Consider the following 16,891-nt stretch of genomic DNA (forward strand, 5'->3'; position numbering starts at 1 on the left):
GCCGGCATACCCGCGCACATCGCAGGCGAGCGCCTCTGCTCGCGGGCGTTGACATCCGCTCACGCCGGCGGAGCGGACCATGGCGGCCATGCGACGAGAATTGCGTGCGAACACAGCAGCCCTGGCCCGGCCGGCCTGCGTCCGCGGCGCCGCCGGCGCCGGCTACGCCAACAGCGCGTGGCCGGCATGACCGAAACGACCCCGGAGTCGGAGGCGCTGTCCCGCGAACGCGACCAGCTGCTGGCCCGCCTGCAGGTGTGGCTGGAGACGCCGATGCTGGTGCTGGCCTTCATCTGGCTGGCGCTGTTCGTGGTCGAGATGCTGTGGGGCCTGAGCCCGCTGCTGGAGGCCGCGGGCTGGGTCATCTGGGTGGTATTCGCGATCGAGTTCGCGCTTGGCTTCATGCTCGCGCCGCGCAAGCGCGACTACCTGCAACGCAACTGGCTCAAGGCGATCGCACTGCTCGCGCCGGCGCTGCGCATCCTGCGGGTGTTTCGGGTGCTGCGCCTGGCGCGGCTGTCGCGGCTGTCGCGCGTGGCCGGGGTCAGCCGCAGCGCCCGGCTGCTGCGGGTGGTCAGCTCGCTCAACCGCGGCATGCGCGCGCTCGGCGCCAGCATGGGGCGGCGCGGCATGGGCTACGTGCTGGTGCTCACGATGCTGGTGACGGTGGTCGGCGCCGCAGGCATGTACGCCTTCGAGAACGAGGCCGGCCGCTCGCCCGGGTTCGACCACTACGGTGACGCGCTGTGGTGGACCGCGATGCTGATGACCACGATGGGCTCGAGCTACTGGCCCGACAGCGCCGCCGGCCGCATCCTGTGCCTGCTGCTGTCGCTGTACGCGTTTGGCGTGTTCGGCTACGTCACCGCAACGCTGGCGTCGTTCTTCGTCGGCCGCGATGCCGAGGACGACACCGCCGAGATCGCCGGCGAAAGATCCATCGCCGGACTGCACGAGGAGATAGCCGCCTTGCGCCGCGAGTTGGTGGCACAACGGCGGCCGGGCGAGGGCTAGAGCGCTGGGGCTTGGCTGGTGACCGATCACGGCAGCTGCGAGTCGCTTCACGACATGACGCGCCGCGGGTGATCCGGCGATCAGGGCCGGTCGTTCCCGGCCGCTACGTCGCCATCCCAGAACTCCATCCCGGCGTAGGTCCAGCGCCACGGGGCGCCGGTTTTCCCGAGCACCCGTTCGACCAGATACGGAAACGCCGCCTCGGCGCGCACGTCGTTGGCCAGGATCACCACGCAGCGCCGGCCGCGCTCCACGCAGACCCAGGTGTTGCCGGTGATGTCGTTGTGCCCGCCCCTCATGAAGCCGCGGCCCTGCGGACCATCGAAGACGATGAGGCCGAGTCCGGCGGCCAGATCCGCACGCCGGGCCCGCGGCGGTAGTTCGGGTTGCAGCGTGGGGAACTGGCTGGCGGTGGTGATCGGCAGTTGCGGCTTCACCATCTCGGCGCGGGCGGCGTCCGACAGCCCCTCGCCACGCACGTAGCCGGCGGCGAAGCGGGCCATGTCGGTGATCGTGGTGTCCATCGAACCGGCGGCGCGCACCGCGCTGCGCTCGTCGTGCGGCTCCGGCGTGCCGTCGGCGTGCCAGCCGTCGGCCAGGTTGGCGGCGAAATCCGGGCGCCACATCATGCTGGTGTTCTTCATGCCGAAGCGATCGAACACGCGTCGCTGCATCTGCTCGCCGACGTCCAGGCCCAGGCCGCGTTCGATCACGAACTGCAGCAGGATGAAGCCCTCGCCCGAATAGGCGTAGCGGCTGCCGGGCTCGAAGTGGATGCGCAGCTTGCCGTCCGGCTCCAGAAACGCGAAGTTGGCGAAGCCGGGGCTGTGGGTCAGCAGCATGCGCGCGGTCAGCTCGCGCCAGCGCGCATCCCCGGTCAGGTCGCGCCACGGAGCGTATTGGTCCTCGGTGGTGTAGGCCGGCAGCGGCCACTGGAGGTATTCGCCGATCGGCCGGTCCAGATCGATCAGGCCCTCATCGACCAGCTGCATCACTGTGTAGGCGAACACGGCTTTGGTCAGGGAGGCGCCATACATCACGGTATCGGTCTGCAGCGGATCGCTGCCGGCGTTGCGCTCGCCATGGCTGCTGACCTGGGTGACGCGGCCGTCCTCGACCACCGCGATGGCCAGGCCCCGGGCTCCGGTTGCGGCCATGGCGCTGGCGGCGAGCGCGTGGAGTTCGACCGGAGCGGGGTCGCCGGCGCGCGCCGGCGTCAGGCACGACGCGGCCAGCACGGCGGCGAGCGCGATGGCGGCGAACGCCACGTTGGCGAACACCAGGTTGCCGAACACCGGGGAGCGGGCGATCGGGCGCCGTGCCCGCGATGCTCGCGGCGAACAGTGGTGGACAGGCGATTGCGGCGGGGTGTGGTCGGTGCGGGTCATGGCGTGCCTCCTGGTGTGGTTACCCCTGCTGACGCGCCGACGCGGCGATTCTTACAGCGGGCGGAGCCGGCCGGAACGCGGTACCGCCCAGGCGGCGGTCGCGCGGGACCTGTCGCGGGATGTATTGCTGGAGGCATGCAGGACCCGCCGGCGCCACATATATCGGCGGGCGCCGCACCTGGTCTGTAAGAATCGGCGCCCTGGGTCGTCTTCCCGGGTAACGCGACCAGGAGACGAAGATGCCATGTCCGCAACCGCTTCATGCCCGCAACAGCGAGGGACCATCGCTGTGACTGAACTTCCGCCCTCGGCCGAGCCGGCGATGCTGGCCCGCCACTACGGTCCGCTGGTGTTCAAGGCCGCGTACCGGGTGCTGGGCGATGCCTCGCTGGCCGAGGATGTGCAGCAGGAGGTATTCCTGCGGCTGATCGAGACGCGCCGTGATGCGGTCCAGTCATGGCCGGCCTATCTGGCCGCCAGCGCGGCGCGCATCGCCATCGACATGCTGCGTCGGCAGCAGCGCTGGTGGCGCCTGCTGCCGCAGTGGCGTGCGCAGGCGCCAACCGCCGCCGCCTCGGCCGAACAGGCCGGCATCGCGGCCGAGACCGCACAACGCCTGCGCAACGCATTGGCGCGGCTGCCCCGGCGCGAGGCGCAGTGCTTCGGCCTTCGCTACCTGCAGGGGCTGGAGATCCGCGCCATTGCCGATGCGCTGCAGCTCAGCGAGAACAACGTCGGCGTGACCCTGCACCGCGCCCGCCGCCGCCTCGAGGCGCTGGTGGGCGAGCCCGCCCGGGAGGACCAGCAATGAACGATCGAGTCAACCACCCGTCGTCCGGCAAGCAGTTGCCGGGCCACCCACTGACCGGCGAGGAGCTCTCGCCCACGCTGGCCGCGCACACCGCCGGCATGGCCAGCGCGACGCCGCCGCCGGCCGCAGTCGAGCGGGCCCAGCAGCGGCTCATGCGACGGCTGCAGGCGCGGCCGGGATCCACTCGGCGGCCGGTCCGCGCGCGCTGGCTGACGGCCGCGACCGCCGCGGTGCTGGCACTGGTCGCGGTCATGGCGGTGCCGCTGCTTACCGATGGCGGCGATGCGTTCGCCGCGGTGCAGGGCCATTTCCGCGACTTCAGGACACTGTCGATGCGCATCGAGCAACGCATCGGCGGCCGGACGCTGCAGACCTCTCACATGGTGGTGAACGCCGACGGCGTGCTGCGCACCGATGTCGGCGAGCAGCTGAGTGTCATCGTCGACCCGGTCCGCGGCCGCTTGCTCACGCTGCTGCACGGACCGCGGCGGGCGATGGCGATGCCGCTGGACCAGGCCGCGGCCTCGCCCGATGCGGCGCTGGACTGGCTCGAGCAGATCCGCCAGTTTCAGGGCCAGGCCGAGCGGCTGCCCGGGACCCGCAACATCGACGGGCGCGAGGCACGCGGTTGGGCGCTGGAGGTCGAAGGCACCCGCCTGGTGCTGTGGGCCGATGCCGATGGCCTGCCGCTGGCGATGGATATGGCGGGTGGCGGCGGGGACGGCGACGTCGGCCTGCAACTGCACTACCGGTTCGGCTTCGACGCACCCGTGCCGGCCGGGCATCTGAGCAGCGAGGTGCCGCCGGGTTACACCCTGGCCGCGCCTGACCGCGACTGACGCGGTTGTGGAGGCGGAGCAGCCGAGCAAGCTCGGCTGCTTTGGGCGGCGACGCGGCAGCGGAGCAAGCTCCGCTCTACCGGCAGTGGCCCCTGCCTGCCGCCGGTGCACGCCGCCTTGACCGCCATCGGGCCAGGCTCGGCGGTCACAGCCTCGCCGGTCGCGCGCCATGCCCGTCAAGTTCCGCAGCTCCGGCTGCCTGATCAGCATCGTGCTGTCGGTGGTGCTGACGGTGGTACTCAACCTGATGCTGCGCAGTTGCATGTGAGCGGCGCAATCGGCCACCGCCCCGGCCGGTCAGCGCACCACCACCGTGGTGGCCTTGTTGGCGATCAGGTAGGGCTGGAGGTCCTCGACCTGGCGCAGCTTGCCAATCGCACGTTGTGCGAACTTCTGTGCGGTGATGCGCACGTGGCAGTTCTGGAACGGCGCGTCCGCGTTGCGTCCTTTCGAGGTGTAGACCACGCGGCCGTCGCGGTCCCAGCCCAGCACCAGCCGCTCCTGCTGGTTGCTGGTGCGGTAGATCCAGCCTTTCTGGATGTCGGTTTCGGACATTGCCATGCTCGCGGCCTCTGTGGTGGTGATCGGATTGTGGCTTGATTGCCGCCACGCCCGGTGCCATTGCTGAAACAACCCACCCCGAAGCTGCCCACCCGGGGCAGCCATAAAGGAGTCCGAGATGAAAACCGTCCTGATCACCGGTGCCAACCGCGGCATCGGCCTGGCCCTGGCGCAGCAGTTCAGCCGCCGCGGCGACCGCGTCATCGCAGTATGCCGTCTGGGCAGCGAGGCACTGGCGGCGACCGGCGCGCGCATCGAGTCCGGCGTCGACGTGACCGACGGCGATGCGCTGGCCGGGCTCGCCCAACGCCTGGGCGACACCGACATCGACACGCTGGTGCTCAACGCGGGCATCCTCGGCCGCGAGGCGCTGGACGACATCGACGCGGCCGGCCTGGACAGCATGCGCCGGCAATTCGAGGTCAACGCGCTGGGTCCGCTGCGGGTCGCCCATGCATTGCTCGACCGGCTCGCCAAGGGCGCCAGCATCGGCATCATCACCAGCCGCATGGGTTCGGTCGCCGACAACGACTCCGGTGGCTACTACGGCTACCGGGCGTCCAAGGCGGCGGTCAACGCGATCGGCAAATCGCTCGCGGTCGACCTCAAACCGCGTGGCGTCGGCGTGTTCCTGCTGCACCCGGGCTACGTGGCCACCGAGATGGTCGGCGGCACCGGTGATGTGTCCCCGGAACAGTCGGCCGGCCAGCTGATCGCGCGGCTCGACAGCCTCACCCTGGAGCAGACCGGCACGTTCTGGCATGCCGACGGGCGCGCGCTGCCCTGGTGAGCGGTGCGCTGCCAGATCAGGGCTGGGCAATGATGGGTATCGCTTTGCTCAACCCATCCTACGAGCTGCTTGGCCCGATGCCTCGCGCCAGATGCGAGCCGCTGCGGTGCGGGATGGCCCGCGGGCCGCAGGCGCGGGCCGAATCTGGCGGCGAGACCGGCCGCTAGCGCTTGGTCTTGGAAACCTTCGCCGGTGGCGCCGCCGCGGCCGGCTCGCGCGGGGCGTCGACCTTTTGCAGCACGCGGGTGGTGCCGAGCACTTCGACCCGGCCACCGCTGCGCTCGAAGTCGGCGATATGCGCGGAGATACGCTCACTTTCGCTGCGTTTCGGGTTGGCCGCATCGCCGGGTTGGGTGGTGTTTCGCCGGGGACTACGCCCCTTCGCGCCTGCCATCTGACATCCTTCCAATGCGACGCCGGCAACGCTGCCGGAGGGCATGCTTGTTGCGACGTCGCAGCCCCCACTATGCGCCTTCGCGCGCTTCGGGGCCATCCACGGCGCCGCGCGGCCATTCAGGAAAGGCAATTCGCACGTCCCGGACGCCTTGGCGACGGGGTTCGGCGGCCGGGTGTCCGACCACGGGACACGCTCTGGCGCACATAGCTATGGCTGGTCCTGGTCGCGACGCTTCCCGTACCAGAAATCCAGATGCTGGCGCGACTTCAGCATGCCGCGGCCGCGCCAGGCGAAAGCGACCAGCAGGCGCAGGTGTTCGGCCAGCGAAAAGGTGCGCAGCTTGCGGGGCGAGGTCCTCACCGCCTGGCGCAGGATCACGAAGCGGCCGTGGCGGGCCAGCGCGCGGCTGATCGCGACGTCTTCGCCGGCGTAGTAGCTCTCATCAAAGCCGCCGGCGGCCTCGAATCCGCTGCGGGTGCAGAACACGAAGCAGCCCGGGGCGATGCGGGCGGCGCGGAACAGCCGGACCGACACCGCCACCGCGAGCCGCTCGTGCCAGGCCAGCGGCCCGAGCAGCCGCACCGCGGCGCCGCCGCCGATGGCGCCGGCCTGCATCGCGCCGATTGCCGCCTCAAGCACCGCGGTGCCGATCCGGGTGTCGGCGTCGACGAACACCAGCCGGTCGCCGCGCGCGCGCGCCGCGCCGGCATTGCGTGCCGCGGCGATGTGGCGGTGCTCGACACTCACCACGCGCGCGCCGTGGGCGGCGGCGACCTCGGCAGTGCGATCGCTGGAGGCATCGTCCACGACGATGATCTCGTAGGACACCTGCAGCGCACCCGCGGCGCCATGCAAGGCCCCGAGGGTGGCGCCGATCACCCGCTGCTCGTTGTGCGCCGGGACGATTAAGGAGATCACGTCGGCGATGATGTCACGCCGCGACGCGGAGGATGGATACCAGGAAGCGGTAAAACCGGGCAATCGCAAGGCACTAACGCCGCCCGTGCCAGCCTGCACCGGTCGATCCGGCGGCTTGCGCTGCGGCCGTCGCATCGGCGCCGTCCCGCATGCAATCACCACCAGGAGAGATGCGATGAGCGCGCCAGACAGAAACACACCAGATAGAAATTCCTCAGACACAAACGAGCGGCCGATCCCCAGCGACGTCCAGGGCGGACGCGAGGCCAGCGGCAAGCACCACGGGCTGCGCCAGCCGCACGACGAGCAGCGCATCGATCAGGCGCTCGACGATGTCGGGCTGGTCGACCAGGGCGCGGCGATCGAGGACGACCTGCGCGACCGCCGCAGCAACGGCACCCCGTCCGGGCGCGGGGAGCGCACGGAGCGCGATCGTGCCGACGAACGCCGCTGAATCCAAACCCTCATCCGCTCCGATGCCGCCGAATCCCGAAGCGCCAGACCGTCCCGGGCACGGGTCCGGGCAATCCGGACAGTCCGGGCCGGCGCCCTCGGGCCAGCTCCAGGCCTGCAAGGACCAGATGTGGGCGTTCGCCCAGCAGTCGATCGACCACGCGATCCTGCTGATCGATACCGACAACCGGGTGACCTGGGCCAGCCCCGGCGCGGTCCACATTCTGGGCGCCGACGCGACCGAGATGGTCGACCAACCGACCACGCGATTCTTCACGCCCGAGGACGTCGAGCTGGGCATCCACGAGCACGAGATCGCGGTTGCGCGCAGCGGCGGCTCGGCCGAGGACGACCGCTGGATGATGCGCGCGGACGGTTCGAGGTTCTGGGCCGCGGGCTTGATGGTCGCGCTGCACGGCAGCGACGGCGAGGTGAGCGGGTTCATCAAAATCCTGCGAGACCAGACCGACCTCAAGATGCAGATGGAGACCCTGCGCAACCGCGCCCAGGTGCTGGACAGCCTCGGCGACACGAACCACCGGTCGATCGCCACGCTGGCGCACGAGCTGCGCAACCCGCTGGCCTCGCTGAGCATGGCCTCGGCGGTACTGCGCCAGTTGTCGCAGGGCGACGCGCGGCTGGAGCCCCCACTGGATATCCTCGAGCGTAATCTCGGCTTCGCCGCCCGCCTGGTCGACGACCTGGAGGGGTCCACCCGAACCAAGGCCGGCAAGCTCGACCTGAAGCTGGAGGGCTTGCTGCTGCAGGAAATGCTGCAGGACGCGATCCAGACCGCACTGCACCGCGCCGGCGACTCGGCACGCGACGTCGACCTGCTGCCGCCGTCCGCGCCGGTGGTCTTGATAGCCGATCCCGATCGCATCCGACAGGTGTTCGTCAACCTGATCGGCAATGCGATCAAGTTCACCGCCGAGGGCGGGCGCATCTGGGTCAAGGCAACCCTGGAAGGGCCGTGGGTCGTGGTGCGGGTGGAGGACGACGGCGCCGGCATCGCGCCCGAGATGCTCGAGCGCATCTTCGAGATGTTCACCCAGGCCGACCCGTCAACCGCACGCGTCGGGCTCGGCATCGGGCTGTCGGTGGTCAAGGACCTCGTGGAGCTGCACGGCGGCAGCGTGCAGGCGCACAGCGAAGGACTCGGCAAGGGCAGCAAGTTTTCGGTGCGGCTGCCGCTGCGCCAGTCCAGGCCGGACCACGCCGGCGGCAGCTGAGCCGGGCCTGCAGCGGTGCTGGCCGGCCGCAGTCTCGCGCATCTTCCCGCCGGGCAGCGAGACCGTTGAACTCGAACGTGTCCGCTCGCGTGGCTCTCGTAGGCTGGGCTGGCAAGCAGCTTGCGGTGACATGCCTCGTTGCCGCAGCAGTGCGGGTGTTATCGCACGAGTCGCTAAGCGCTGGGCTTTGCAGCCCGGCCTACGGCGCTGGCGCGGCCGCGATGCGATGTAGGAGCGGCTTCAGCCGCGATGGCGTCTGCCGCATGTCTGCCCCGCCGCCTCCGCATCGTTCCCGATCGCGGGCATGGCCCGCTCCTACGGGGGCGTTTAACCATCGGCATCACGCGGCGGGCACTAACGTCGCGCTCATGAGCGCGGACCCGACGCCCGCCGCCATCGGCGGCGCCACCAGCCTGACCCGACGTGCGTTCAACGTCACCGGCGTGGTGACCGCCATGGTCCTGCTGGTGCTGGTGCTATGGAAGGCGCTGGAAGTGCTGCTGCTGATGTTCGCCGGGGTGCTGGTGGCGGTGCTGCTGTGCTTCTTCAGTGGCGTGGTCAGCCGGTGCACGCGCCTGCCGGGGGGCTGGTCGCTGAGCCTGGTGCTGGCGCTGCTGCTGGTCGGCTCGAGCGCGGCGATATGGATGGTCGGGCCCGGGGTGGCGCGCGAGGTCCAGGCGCTGATGGCCGGCATGGCCGAGTCGATCGAGGACCTGGAGGCGATGCTGCGCGCGCACACGTTCGGCGCCTATGCACTCGATACCCTGCCGCAGCTGGACGTGACCGAAGCCCAACAAGTCTGGGCGCGCATCGGCGGGGTCAGCGCCACGGTGTTCGGCGCGCTGGCGGCGCTCCTCATCACGTTGTTCATCGGGGTGTTCTTCGCCTACAACCCGCGGATGTACATCGAGGGGCTGCTGCGGCTGGTGCCGTTGCCGCGTCGCGAGCGCGCCTGCGAAGTGCTGGAGAAGCTCGGCAACACCTTGCGCTGGTGGCTGGTCGGACAACTGATCTCCATGGTGCTGCTGTGGCTGTCGACCTGGCTGGTGCTGCACCTGCTGGGCGTGCCGCTGGCGTTCACCCTCGGCCTGCTGACCGGATTGCTGACCTTCATCCCCTACCTGGGGCCGCTGATCGCGGTGGTCCCCATCGCGCTGGTGGCGTTCCTGGAGAGCCCGGCGCTGTGCCTGATGACGGTGGGTGCGTACTTCGTGATCCAGAACATCGAGAGCAACGTGATCATGCCGATCGTGTTCGAGAAGACCGTGAGCATCCCGCCGGCGCTGTCAGTCGCCTCGCAGCTGCTGATGGCCAGCCTGCTCGGCATGCTCGGGGTGCTGCTGGCGACGCCGCTGCTGGCCGTCGCCATGGTGCTGGCGCGGATGCTGTACGTGCAGGACGTGCTCGGCGATCCGCTCGACCGGCCGGTGGAAAGCCCGATGGCGGACGATTGATATTTCGTCCGCGTGTGTAGGGCGGGTTTCAACCCGCCGCCCGTTGCGGTGCCCGGCGGCGGGTTGAAAACCCGCCCTGCGACATCGTGGCTAACGTCTTCAGGCAGGATCGAGCGCCGGGAACTGGCCGGTCATGCGCACGCCGTTGGCGACACCCCAGCGCACGCCGATGCGGTTCAGGCGGGCTTCGACTGCGGTGCGTGATTCCAGCGGGGTGCAAAAGACGATCGCGTCATAACGTTCGGCCCAGGCGTTGGCGTAGGCGAACAGGTCGCGGTGCCGGTGCTGCAGGTCCGACATCTCGCCTTCGAGCCGGGAGATGGCCGCCTCGATCTCGGCCGCGCCGAGCATGCGCATCACGGCCGCGGCCCGGTGGACGGCAGCAGGGGGGGGGCGGGTGTCGCTGGGTCGATGAGTGGCATCTGCTTCCTCGTACGGGTGGGGCAGTGCGGCGGAGGCGGAATGCCAACTCCGTCGCAATTTGCGCGATCCTACATCGGACGAGTTGATCAGTTTTTTACGAAGCTGAACGCCTCCCCTGTACATGCGGCGTGACGGCCCTGCGACCGATCGCCAAGGGGCGCCCCCCGCCGGGGCTTATACCGGCCCGCCATCGCCGCTAGGCTGTGCGGTGGTGGCCTGTGTCACCGCCGCCGACCGGACCGACAGGACACCGCGTGCAGCCGATCATCTCCGTACAGAACCTCACCAAGACCTATGCCTCCGGCTTCCAGGCGCTGAAGAACGTCGACCTGGAGATCCGCCGCGGCGAGATCTTCGCGCTGCTCGGGCCCAACGGCGCCGGCAAGACTACGCTGATCAGCATCATCTGCGGCATCGTGAACGCCAGCAGCGGCACGGTCATCGCCGATGGCCACGACATAGTGCGCGACTATCGCGCGGCGCGATCCAAGATCGGCCTGGTGCCGCAGGAGCTCTCGACCGACGCCTTCGAATCGGTCTGGGCGACGGTCCGTTTCAGTCGCGGCCTGTTCGGCAAGCCGCCCGATCCGGCGCACCTGGAGAAGGTGCTGCGCGCGCTGTCGCTGTGGGACAAGAAGGACAGCAAGATCCTGGCGCTGTCGGGCGGCATGAAGCGCCGGGTGCTGATCGCCAAGGCGCTGGCGCACGAGCCGCGCATCCTGTTCCTCGACGAGCCCACCGCCGGGGTCGACGTCGAGCTGCGCCACGACATGTGGCAGATGGTGCGCGGCCTCAGGGAACAGGGCGTCACCATCATCCTGACCACGCATTACATCGAGGAGGCGCAGGAGATGGCCGACCGGGTGGGCGTGATCAACCGCGGCGAGATAGTGCTGGTCGAGGACAAGGTCGCGCTGATGCGCAAGCTCGGCCGCAAGCAGCTGACCCTGACCCTGCAGGAGTCGCTGTCGCGCATTCCCGACGAACTGGAGGGCTTGCCGCTGGAGCTGTCGGACGACGGCGGCGCACTGGTCTACACCTTCGACACCCAGGGCGAGCGCACCGGCATCGCCACGCTGCTGCGGCGGCTGGCCGACCACGGCATCGACTTCAAGGACCTGCATTCCAGCGAGAGTTCGCTGGAGGACATTTTCGTGAGCCTGGTGCGGGGCAAGACGTGAGCGGGTTGCGGGATTTTCCGCTTCGCGGTGTGAGCCCTCCCCTTCAAGGGGAGGGTTGGGTGGGGATGGGTCGGCTCCTGCGGGCTTGGCGAGTGCTGAAGCGAACCCATCCCCATCCCGGCCGTCCCGGCCCTCAAGCTAAGCTTGAGGGCGTTCATCGGACCGCGAGCCAGTGGCTCGCAAGCGGCCCTCTTCACCCTCTTGAAGGGGAAGGAGACAAGCGGCTCGGCCGGAAGGACTGGATGACCACATGACCCTCAACCTCCACGCGATCCGCGCGATTTACCGCTTCGAGATGGCACGCACCTTCCGCACCCTGGCCGAGAGCATCGTCTCCCCGGTGCTGACCACCTCGCTGTACTTCGTGGTGTTCGGCGCGGCGATCGGTTCGCGCATGGGCGAGGTCGACGGGGTCAGCTACGGCGCCTTCATCATCCCGGGCCTGATCATGCTGTCGCTGCTCAACGAGAGCATCTCCAACGCGTCCTTCGGCATCTACATGCCCAAATGGTCGGGCACGATCTACGAGTTGCTGTCCGCGCCAGTGTCCTACGTCGAGGTGGTGATCGGCTATGTCGGCGCGGCCACGACCAAGTCGGTGATGGTCGGTGCGCTGATCCTGCTGACCGCGCGGGTGTTCGTGCCCTACGAAATCCAACACCCGCTGTGGATGCTGTGCTTCCTGCTGCTGACCGCGGTCAGCTTCAGCCTGTTCGGTTTCATCATCGGGCTGTGGGCCGACGACTTCCAGAAGCTGCAGATCATCCCGTTGATGATCGTGACCCCGTTGACCTTCCTCGGCGGCGCGTTCTACTCGATCAGCATGCTGCCGCCGGTGTGGCAGACGATCACCCTGTTCAACCCGGTGGTGTACCTGATCAGCGGATTCCGCTGGAGCTTCTACGGCGTGTCCGATGTCGACGTCGTAGTCAGCGCGGGCATGATCGTGGGCTTCCTGGCGCTGTGCCTGGTGGCGGTGTGGTGGGTGTTCAAGACCGGCTACAAGCTCAAGCCGTAGCTGCGCGCGCGCTGGCGCCGGGACCCACCATGCTCATTGCCGTGAACATTGACGCCGAGGCGACGGCGCAGCCGGCAAGGTGCGCGGAGCCGCCAGAGATCGCCATCGATGATCACACCCAATCCCACGCCGGGCGTACCGGACGGGCAGCCGCAAACGCCGCAGCCAACGCCGGCCCCGCCAGAAGTGCCCCAGCCCGCGCCGCCGAGTCCCGAAGTGCCGGCCCCCGACGAACCCGCGCCGGTCCAGCCGCCGGCGCATGATCCGCAACCCCCGGCACCGGTGGGAACGCCGGGCCCATGACGCGCGCGGCCGGCGTGTGGCGGCCAGCATGCGATGCGCCACGGCGTCTGCACAGCATCGCTGAGGCGCGGCGCGGGTGCCGGGGCTGGGCGCAGGCGGCATGACGCCGGTGCTGGCGGCGCTGCTGGGCGGCTCGGCCGCGGCGGCCGCGACCGCGCTCGGTGCCGTGCCGGCGTGGTTCATGCGCGGCATCGAACAGCGCACCCAGGATGCACTGCTCGGATTCGGTGCCGGTGTGATGCTGGCCGCCAGCGCGTTCTCGCTGGTGCTGCCGGGCATCGCGGCCGCCCAGGCACAGGGCGCGGGACGCTGGGGCGCGGGCCTGCTGATCGGCATGGCGATCATGTCCGGTGCGGCGCTGGTGATGGTGCTGGAGCGCGCCATACCGCACGAGCACTTCATCAAGGGGCCGGAAGGCCGGTCGCCCCATCGGCTCAAACGCACCTGGCTGTTCGTGTTCGCGATCTGCCTGCACAACCTGCCCGAAGGGCTGGCGATCGGGGTCGGCTACGCCAATGATTTCGCGCGCGGCACCGCGCTGGCCACCGGCATCGCGATCCAGGACGTGCCCGAAGGCCTGGTGGTGGCGATGGCGCTGATCGCCGCCGGTTACAGCCGCGCGCGCGCGGTGCTGGTGGGGATGGCCTCGGGCCTGATCGAGCCGGTCGGGGCGGTGGCTGGTGCCAGCCTGGTCGTGCTGCTGCCGCTGCTGCTGCCGATCGGGCTGGGCTTCGCGGCCGGCGCGATGCTGTTCGTGGTCAGCCACGAGATCATCCCGGAGTCGCACCGCCAGGGCCACGAGAACTTCGCGACCGGCGGGCTGATACTGGGCTTCGTGCTGATGATGCTGCTGGATACTGCGTTGGGATGAGCGCGCCGGCGGGTGTGGTCATGTATCTCCTGGTGGGATTGACCGAAGAGGTCGGCGCGCGTGGGTCGCGCTGGTGCGACCCGGTGCGGCCCGGTGCGGGGCATCCGATGCGGCATCGGTTCTGCGGCCGATCGCAGACGTCGAGCGGGATCCGGTGATGGCCCGGCTCGACCGCTTCGGCCATCCCGGAGAGCCGGTTACCCCGCCGCGAAGCTCCGGTGTTCCGCGCTCGCGCGCGCCCCGCGCTGCATGCGCGGTACGCGTCGGCGTTGCGGCTGCACCTCGCGCGCCATTCACGCGCCGCCCGCCTAGACTCGTCAGCCTTGGGTGCGGTGCGGGATTGGCAGTGCGTCTGAAGAACAAGGTAGTGCTGGTCACCGGCAGCGGCCAGGGTATCGGCCGTGGCATCGCGGTGCGCTTCGCCCGGGAAGGCGCGCGCGTGATCGTCGAGGATCTGCACGACGACGCCGATTCGCGGCAGACCCTGGCGATGGTGCGCGAGGCCGGCGGCGAGGGCTGCGTACTGGCCGGCGACATCGGCAACGTCGAGGCGGTGCGGCAGATGGTCGCCGAAGGCGTGCGGCTGATGGGCCGCATCGACATCCTGGTCAACAACGCCGGCGTGGAGCGCTACGCGGCGTTCTGCGACGTGACCGAAGCCGAGTATGACTTGGTGCTCGATGTGAACCTCAAGGGCGCGTTTTTTGCCGCGCAGGCGTTCGTGCGGCACCTGCGCGACACCCACCGGGGCGGGCGCATCATCAACATCAGTTCGGTGCACGAGCAACTGCCGTTTCCGAATTTTGCCAGCTACGCCGCCAGCAAAGGCGGGCTGAAGATGCTGATGCGCAACCTCGCCGTCGAGCTGGCGCCGCTGGGCATCACCGTCAACAACATCGCACCCGGTGCGATCCGCACGCCGATCAACGCGCCGGTGCTCGACGATCCGGCGCTGCTGGCGCCGCTGCTGGCCAACATCCCGCTCAAGCGCCTGGGCACGCCGCAGGACGTGGCCGGCGCGGCGGTGTTCCTGGCCTCCAGCGATGCCGACTACATCACCGGCAGCACCGTCTACGTCGACGGCGGCCTGCTGTGGGACTACACCGAGCAGCGGCTGCGCACCGATGAGGGATGAGCACGACGACGCCGAGGAAAACGCGGCCAAGGTGGCCAGCGTCGCCCCGGCCGATACGCTGACCCCGGCCGATCGTTACCAGGAGCTGTTCGTCGCGGTGCAGACCCAGCGCGTGTTCGCCGACAGCAAGACCTTCGTCGACTGCGCGCCCAGGGGCGATCCCGAACACATTCTGGATGCTTACCGCGCGCAGAAGTCCGCGCCGGAGTTCGACCTGAGCCGCTTCGTGCACGCGCACTTCACCTCCGAGCACCCGCCCGCGAGCGGTTACGTATCCGATCCGGAGCGCCCGCTGGTCGAGCACATCGACCGTCTCTGGGACGCGCTGACCCGGCAGCCGCGCGAGCATCCCACGCGCTCCTCGCTGCTGCCGCTGCCCGATCCCTACCTGGTGCCGGGCGGGCGCTTCGGCGAGATGTACTACTGGGACTCCTACTTCACCATGCTCGGTCTGGCCGAGAGCGGGCGGCCGCAGCTGCTGCGCGCGATGGCCGACAACTTCGCGTACCTGATCGACACCTACGGCCACGTGCCCAACGGCAACCGCAGTTACTACCTGAGCCGCTCGCAGCCGCCGGTGTTCGCGCTGATGACCGAGCTGTTCGAGCAGCACGGCATCTGCCGTGCGGTGAAGTACCTGCCGCGGCTGCGCAAGGAGTATGCGTACTGGATGGACGGCAGCGACGACCTGCGCCGCGGCGATGCGCACCGCCAGTGCGTGCGCATGGACGACGGCGCGCTGCTCAACCGCTACTGGGACGACCGCGACAGCCCGCGTGAGGAGTCCTACCTCGAAGACGTGACCACCGCGCACGCCTGCAAACGCCCGGCGCACGAGGTCTATCGCGAACTGCGCGCGGGCGCAGCGTCGGGCTGGGATTTCAGCTCGCGCTGGTGCGGCGACGACGGCGTGCTGACCAGCATCCGCACCACGCTGATCCTGCCGGTCGATCTCAACGCGTTCCTGCACAAACTGGAGGCGCAGATCGCGCAGCTGGCCGCCGCGTGCGGCGACGAAGTCGGCGCGGCCGAGTTCCGCCAGCGCGCGAACGCGCGTGCGCAGGCGATCGACCGCTGGCTGTGGCACGAGGACATCGGCGCTTATCTGGACTACGACTGGGCAAGCGGCGCGCCACGCGAGCGCCTGTGCGCGGCGACCGCGACGCCGCTGTTCGTCGGCCTGGCGAGCCAGCGCCAGGCGCAGCGCGTGGCGGCGACATTGCGCGCGCAGCTGCTCGAGGACGGCGGCCTGGCCACCACGCGCAACTTCAGCGGCGAACAGTGGGACCAGCCCAACGGCTGGGCGCCGCTGCAATGGCTGGCGATCCGGGGCCTGGCCGACTACGGCGAGACCGGGTTGTCGGGCGAAATCGCGCGGCGCTGGCTGCGCACCGTCGGCAGCGTCTACGAGAGCGAAAGCAAGCTCGTCGAAAAATACGTGGTGCGTACGGCACCGGACGGCGCGCATGGCGGCGGCGGCGGCGAGTACCCGCTGCAGGACGGGTTCGGCTGGACCAACGGCGTGACCCGCAAGTTGTTGCACGACGATCCGGCGAATCCGGCGCGGCGGACACGTGCGGGTGGTTCTGGACGCCGACCCGCCCGGCAATGACTGTCCTGGCGGCGGAGCGCGCGGCGTGCTGCGGGTCTGTTGTTCGCCTCACCTGGGTAGCAGGAGTTCGCGGCTGAAGCCGCTCCTACAGGGGATGCGCAGCGGGTCGTGGGAGCGGCTTCAGCCGCGAACCTCAACCAGCGCCGCTCCACTATTGCCGGGGTGGATTGCCGACGTGGATTGCCGGCGTGCGCGCAGAAGCGGACCGGTTTACACGGCTCCGTCGTCCGGCTCGGTCGCATCGAGGAAGTACGGCTCGACCACGCCCTGGAACTTCATCGTCATCGCGTTGCCGCGGCGGTCCAGCGACTTGCCGACCGGCAGGCGGACCCAGCCCTCGCTGACGCAGTACTCCTCGACATTGGTCTTCTCCTCGCCGTTGAAGCGGATGCCGACTCCGCGCTCGAGCATGGCGGCGTCGTGGTACGGGCTGCGGGGATTGGAGGCGAGGCGATCGGGTGGAGCGTCGGTCATTGGATCAGGTCCGGTGG

Annotated in this window: 18 protein-coding genes; 12 read left to right on the top strand and 6 right to left on the bottom strand. The window is 69.5% G+C overall.

Translation table 11 applies throughout. The features are described 5' to 3' along the window. Positions 1 to 186: 186 nt before the first annotated feature. Positions 187 to 1,014, top strand: coding sequence for an ion transporter (locus ACJQWM_RS04805; protein ID WP_332707860.1), 828 nt, complete (start codon positions 187 to 189; stop codon positions 1,012 to 1,014). Positions 1,015 to 1,094: 80 nt separating this feature from the next. Here the strand turns inward: ACJQWM_RS04805 and ACJQWM_RS04810 are convergent, their stop codons facing one another. Continuing rightward, positions 1,095 to 2,402 carry a serine hydrolase domain-containing protein gene (locus tag ACJQWM_RS04810; protein WP_411306697.1) on the bottom strand — a complete coding sequence of 436 codons (1,308 nt, stop codon included), beginning with the start codon at positions 2,400 to 2,402 and terminating at the stop codon, positions 1,095 to 1,097. Positions 2,403 to 2,691: 289 nt separating this feature from the next. On the opposite strand from ACJQWM_RS04810, the gene ACJQWM_RS04815 reads away from it, so the two are divergent. Continuing rightward, positions 2,692 to 3,213: an RNA polymerase sigma factor gene (locus ACJQWM_RS04815; RefSeq protein ID WP_332707856.1), complete on the top strand. Its 522-nt coding sequence runs from the start codon at positions 2,692 to 2,694 to the stop codon at positions 3,211 to 3,213. After that, positions 3,210 to 4,052, top strand: coding sequence for a hypothetical protein (locus ACJQWM_RS04820; RefSeq protein ID WP_411306698.1), 843 nt, complete (start codon positions 3,210 to 3,212; stop codon positions 4,050 to 4,052). The genes ACJQWM_RS04815 and ACJQWM_RS04820 overlap by 4 nt, the downstream gene beginning before the upstream one ends. 297 nt (positions 4,053 to 4,349) lie before the next feature. On the opposite strand, the gene ACJQWM_RS04825 is transcribed toward ACJQWM_RS04820, so the two are convergent. Next, the gene (locus ACJQWM_RS04825; RefSeq protein ID WP_332705260.1) at positions 4,350 to 4,613 is read right to left on the bottom strand and encodes a hypothetical protein; all 264 of its coding nucleotides are present in this window, start codon (positions 4,611 to 4,613) and stop codon (positions 4,350 to 4,352) included. Positions 4,614 to 4,731: 118 nt separating this feature from the next. Here ACJQWM_RS04825 and ACJQWM_RS04830 point away from each other — a divergent pair, with 118 nt between their 5' ends. Continuing rightward, positions 4,732 to 5,403: an SDR family oxidoreductase gene (locus ACJQWM_RS04830; protein ID WP_332705257.1), complete on the top strand. Its 672-nt coding sequence runs from the start codon at positions 4,732 to 4,734 to the stop codon at positions 5,401 to 5,403. Positions 5,404 to 5,566: 163 nt separating this feature from the next. Here ACJQWM_RS04830 and ACJQWM_RS04835 read toward each other — a convergent pair whose 3' ends face one another. Together ACJQWM_RS04835 and ACJQWM_RS04840 are read right to left on the bottom strand one after the other, a co-directional pair. After that, a complete protein-coding gene (locus ACJQWM_RS04835) occupies positions 5,567 to 5,797 on the bottom strand; it encodes a hypothetical protein (RefSeq protein ID WP_332705254.1) in 231 nt (76 codons plus the stop codon). A gap of 210 nt (positions 5,798 to 6,007) precedes the next feature. Further along, positions 6,008 to 6,718, bottom strand: coding sequence for a glycosyltransferase (locus ACJQWM_RS04840; RefSeq protein WP_332705251.1), 711 nt, complete (start codon positions 6,716 to 6,718; stop codon positions 6,008 to 6,010). A gap of 175 nt (positions 6,719 to 6,893) precedes the next feature. Between ACJQWM_RS04840 and ACJQWM_RS04845 the strand changes: the two genes are divergently transcribed. The 3 genes from ACJQWM_RS04845 (at position 6,894) to ACJQWM_RS04855 (ending at position 9,857) form a co-directional block, all read left to right on the top strand. Next, positions 6,894 to 7,172: a hypothetical protein gene (locus ACJQWM_RS04845; protein WP_332705248.1), complete on the top strand. Its 279-nt coding sequence runs from the start codon at positions 6,894 to 6,896 to the stop codon at positions 7,170 to 7,172. Positions 7,173 to 7,194: 22 nt separating this feature from the next. Further along, positions 7,195 to 8,403 (top strand): PAS domain-containing sensor histidine kinase, encoded by a 1,209-nt coding sequence (locus ACJQWM_RS04850; protein ID WP_332705245.1) that lies wholly within the window; start codon positions 7,195 to 7,197, stop codon positions 8,401 to 8,403. Between the two features lie 368 nt (positions 8,404 to 8,771). Beyond that, positions 8,772 to 9,857: an AI-2E family transporter gene (locus tag ACJQWM_RS04855; protein WP_332705242.1), complete on the top strand. Its 1,086-nt coding sequence runs from the start codon at positions 8,772 to 8,774 to the stop codon at positions 9,855 to 9,857. Positions 9,858 to 9,956: 99 nt separating this feature from the next. Here the strand turns inward: ACJQWM_RS04855 and ACJQWM_RS04860 are convergent, their stop codons facing one another. Further along, positions 9,957 to 10,217 (bottom strand): hypothetical protein, encoded by a 261-nt coding sequence (locus tag ACJQWM_RS04860; protein WP_330970065.1) that lies wholly within the window; start codon positions 10,215 to 10,217, stop codon positions 9,957 to 9,959. Between the two features lie 317 nt (positions 10,218 to 10,534). Between ACJQWM_RS04860 and ACJQWM_RS04865 the strand changes: the two genes are divergently transcribed. The 5 genes from ACJQWM_RS04865 (at position 10,535) to treF (ending at position 16,400) form a co-directional block, all read left to right on the top strand. Further along, positions 10,535 to 11,461 carry an ABC transporter ATP-binding protein gene (locus tag ACJQWM_RS04865; RefSeq protein ID WP_332705239.1) on the top strand — a complete coding sequence of 309 codons (927 nt, stop codon included), beginning with the start codon at positions 10,535 to 10,537 and terminating at the stop codon, positions 11,459 to 11,461. A 250-nt stretch (positions 11,462 to 11,711) separates the two neighbouring features. Continuing rightward, positions 11,712 to 12,479, top strand: a complete 768-nt coding sequence (locus ACJQWM_RS04870; RefSeq protein WP_332705235.1) for an ABC transporter permease — start codon at positions 11,712 to 11,714, stop codon at positions 12,477 to 12,479. Positions 12,480 to 12,882: 403 nt separating this feature from the next. After that, complete coding sequence (locus ACJQWM_RS04875; protein WP_332705232.1) at positions 12,883 to 13,653, top strand: ZIP family metal transporter; 771 nt, start codon at positions 12,883 to 12,885, stop codon at positions 13,651 to 13,653. 346 nt (positions 13,654 to 13,999) lie between these two features. Continuing rightward, entirely contained in the window at positions 14,000 to 14,788 is a 789-nt protein-coding gene (locus ACJQWM_RS04880) for an SDR family NAD(P)-dependent oxidoreductase (RefSeq protein ID WP_332705229.1), read from the top strand. After that, positions 14,778 to 16,400 carry an alpha,alpha-trehalase TreF gene (gene treF, locus ACJQWM_RS04885; protein WP_332705226.1) on the top strand — a complete coding sequence of 541 codons (1,623 nt, stop codon included), beginning with the start codon at positions 14,778 to 14,780 and terminating at the stop codon, positions 16,398 to 16,400. Before ACJQWM_RS04880 ends, treF begins: the two co-directional genes overlap by 11 nt. 210 nt (positions 16,401 to 16,610) lie before the next feature. Here the strand turns inward: treF and ACJQWM_RS04890 are convergent, their stop codons facing one another. Beyond that, the gene (locus ACJQWM_RS04890; protein ID WP_332705223.1) at positions 16,611 to 16,874 is read right to left on the bottom strand and encodes a DUF3297 family protein; all 264 of its coding nucleotides are present in this window, start codon (positions 16,872 to 16,874) and stop codon (positions 16,611 to 16,613) included. Between the last annotated feature and the right edge of the window lie 17 nt (positions 16,875 to 16,891).

The organism is Novilysobacter longmucuonensis, assembly GCF_046600735.1.
Taxonomy (GTDB): Bacteria; Pseudomonadota; Gammaproteobacteria; order Xanthomonadales; family Xanthomonadaceae; genus Novilysobacter_A; species Novilysobacter_A longmucuonensis.

What these genes read in the sequence shown, in the direction of transcription:
- ACJQWM_RS04805 (WP_332707860.1), top strand. Translation starts at nt 187, where the DNA reads ATGACCGAAACGACCCCGGAGTCGGAGGCGCTGTCCCGCGAACGCGAC.
- ACJQWM_RS04810 (WP_411306697.1), bottom strand. Translation starts at nt 2,402, where the DNA reads ATGACCCGCACCGACCACACCCCGCCGCAATCGCCTGTCCACCACTGT.
- ACJQWM_RS04820 (WP_411306698.1), top strand. Translation starts at nt 3,210, where the DNA reads ATGAACGATCGAGTCAACCACCCGTCGTCCGGCAAGCAGTTGCCGGGC.
- ACJQWM_RS04825 (WP_332705260.1), bottom strand. Translation starts at nt 4,613, where the DNA reads ATGGCAATGTCCGAAACCGACATCCAGAAAGGCTGGATCTACCGCACC.
- ACJQWM_RS04830 (WP_332705257.1), top strand. Translation starts at nt 4,732, where the DNA reads ATGAAAACCGTCCTGATCACCGGTGCCAACCGCGGCATCGGCCTGGCC.
- ACJQWM_RS04835 (WP_332705254.1), bottom strand. Translation starts at nt 5,797, where the DNA reads ATGGCAGGCGCGAAGGGGCGTAGTCCCCGGCGAAACACCACCCAACCC.
- ACJQWM_RS04845 (WP_332705248.1), top strand. Translation starts at nt 6,894, where the DNA reads ATGAGCGCGCCAGACAGAAACACACCAGATAGAAATTCCTCAGACACA.
- ACJQWM_RS04850 (WP_332705245.1), top strand. Translation starts at nt 7,195, where the DNA reads ATGCCGCCGAATCCCGAAGCGCCAGACCGTCCCGGGCACGGGTCCGGG.
- ACJQWM_RS04855 (WP_332705242.1), top strand. Translation starts at nt 8,772, where the DNA reads ATGAGCGCGGACCCGACGCCCGCCGCCATCGGCGGCGCCACCAGCCTG.
- ACJQWM_RS04870 (WP_332705235.1), top strand. Translation starts at nt 11,712, where the DNA reads ATGACCCTCAACCTCCACGCGATCCGCGCGATTTACCGCTTCGAGATG.
- ACJQWM_RS04875 (WP_332705232.1), top strand. Translation starts at nt 12,883, where the DNA reads ATGACGCCGGTGCTGGCGGCGCTGCTGGGCGGCTCGGCCGCGGCGGCC.
- treF (WP_332705226.1), top strand. Translation starts at nt 14,778, where the DNA reads ATGAGGGATGAGCACGACGACGCCGAGGAAAACGCGGCCAAGGTGGCC.
- ACJQWM_RS04890 (WP_332705223.1), bottom strand. Translation starts at nt 16,874, where the DNA reads ATGACCGACGCTCCACCCGATCGCCTCGCCTCCAATCCCCGCAGCCCG.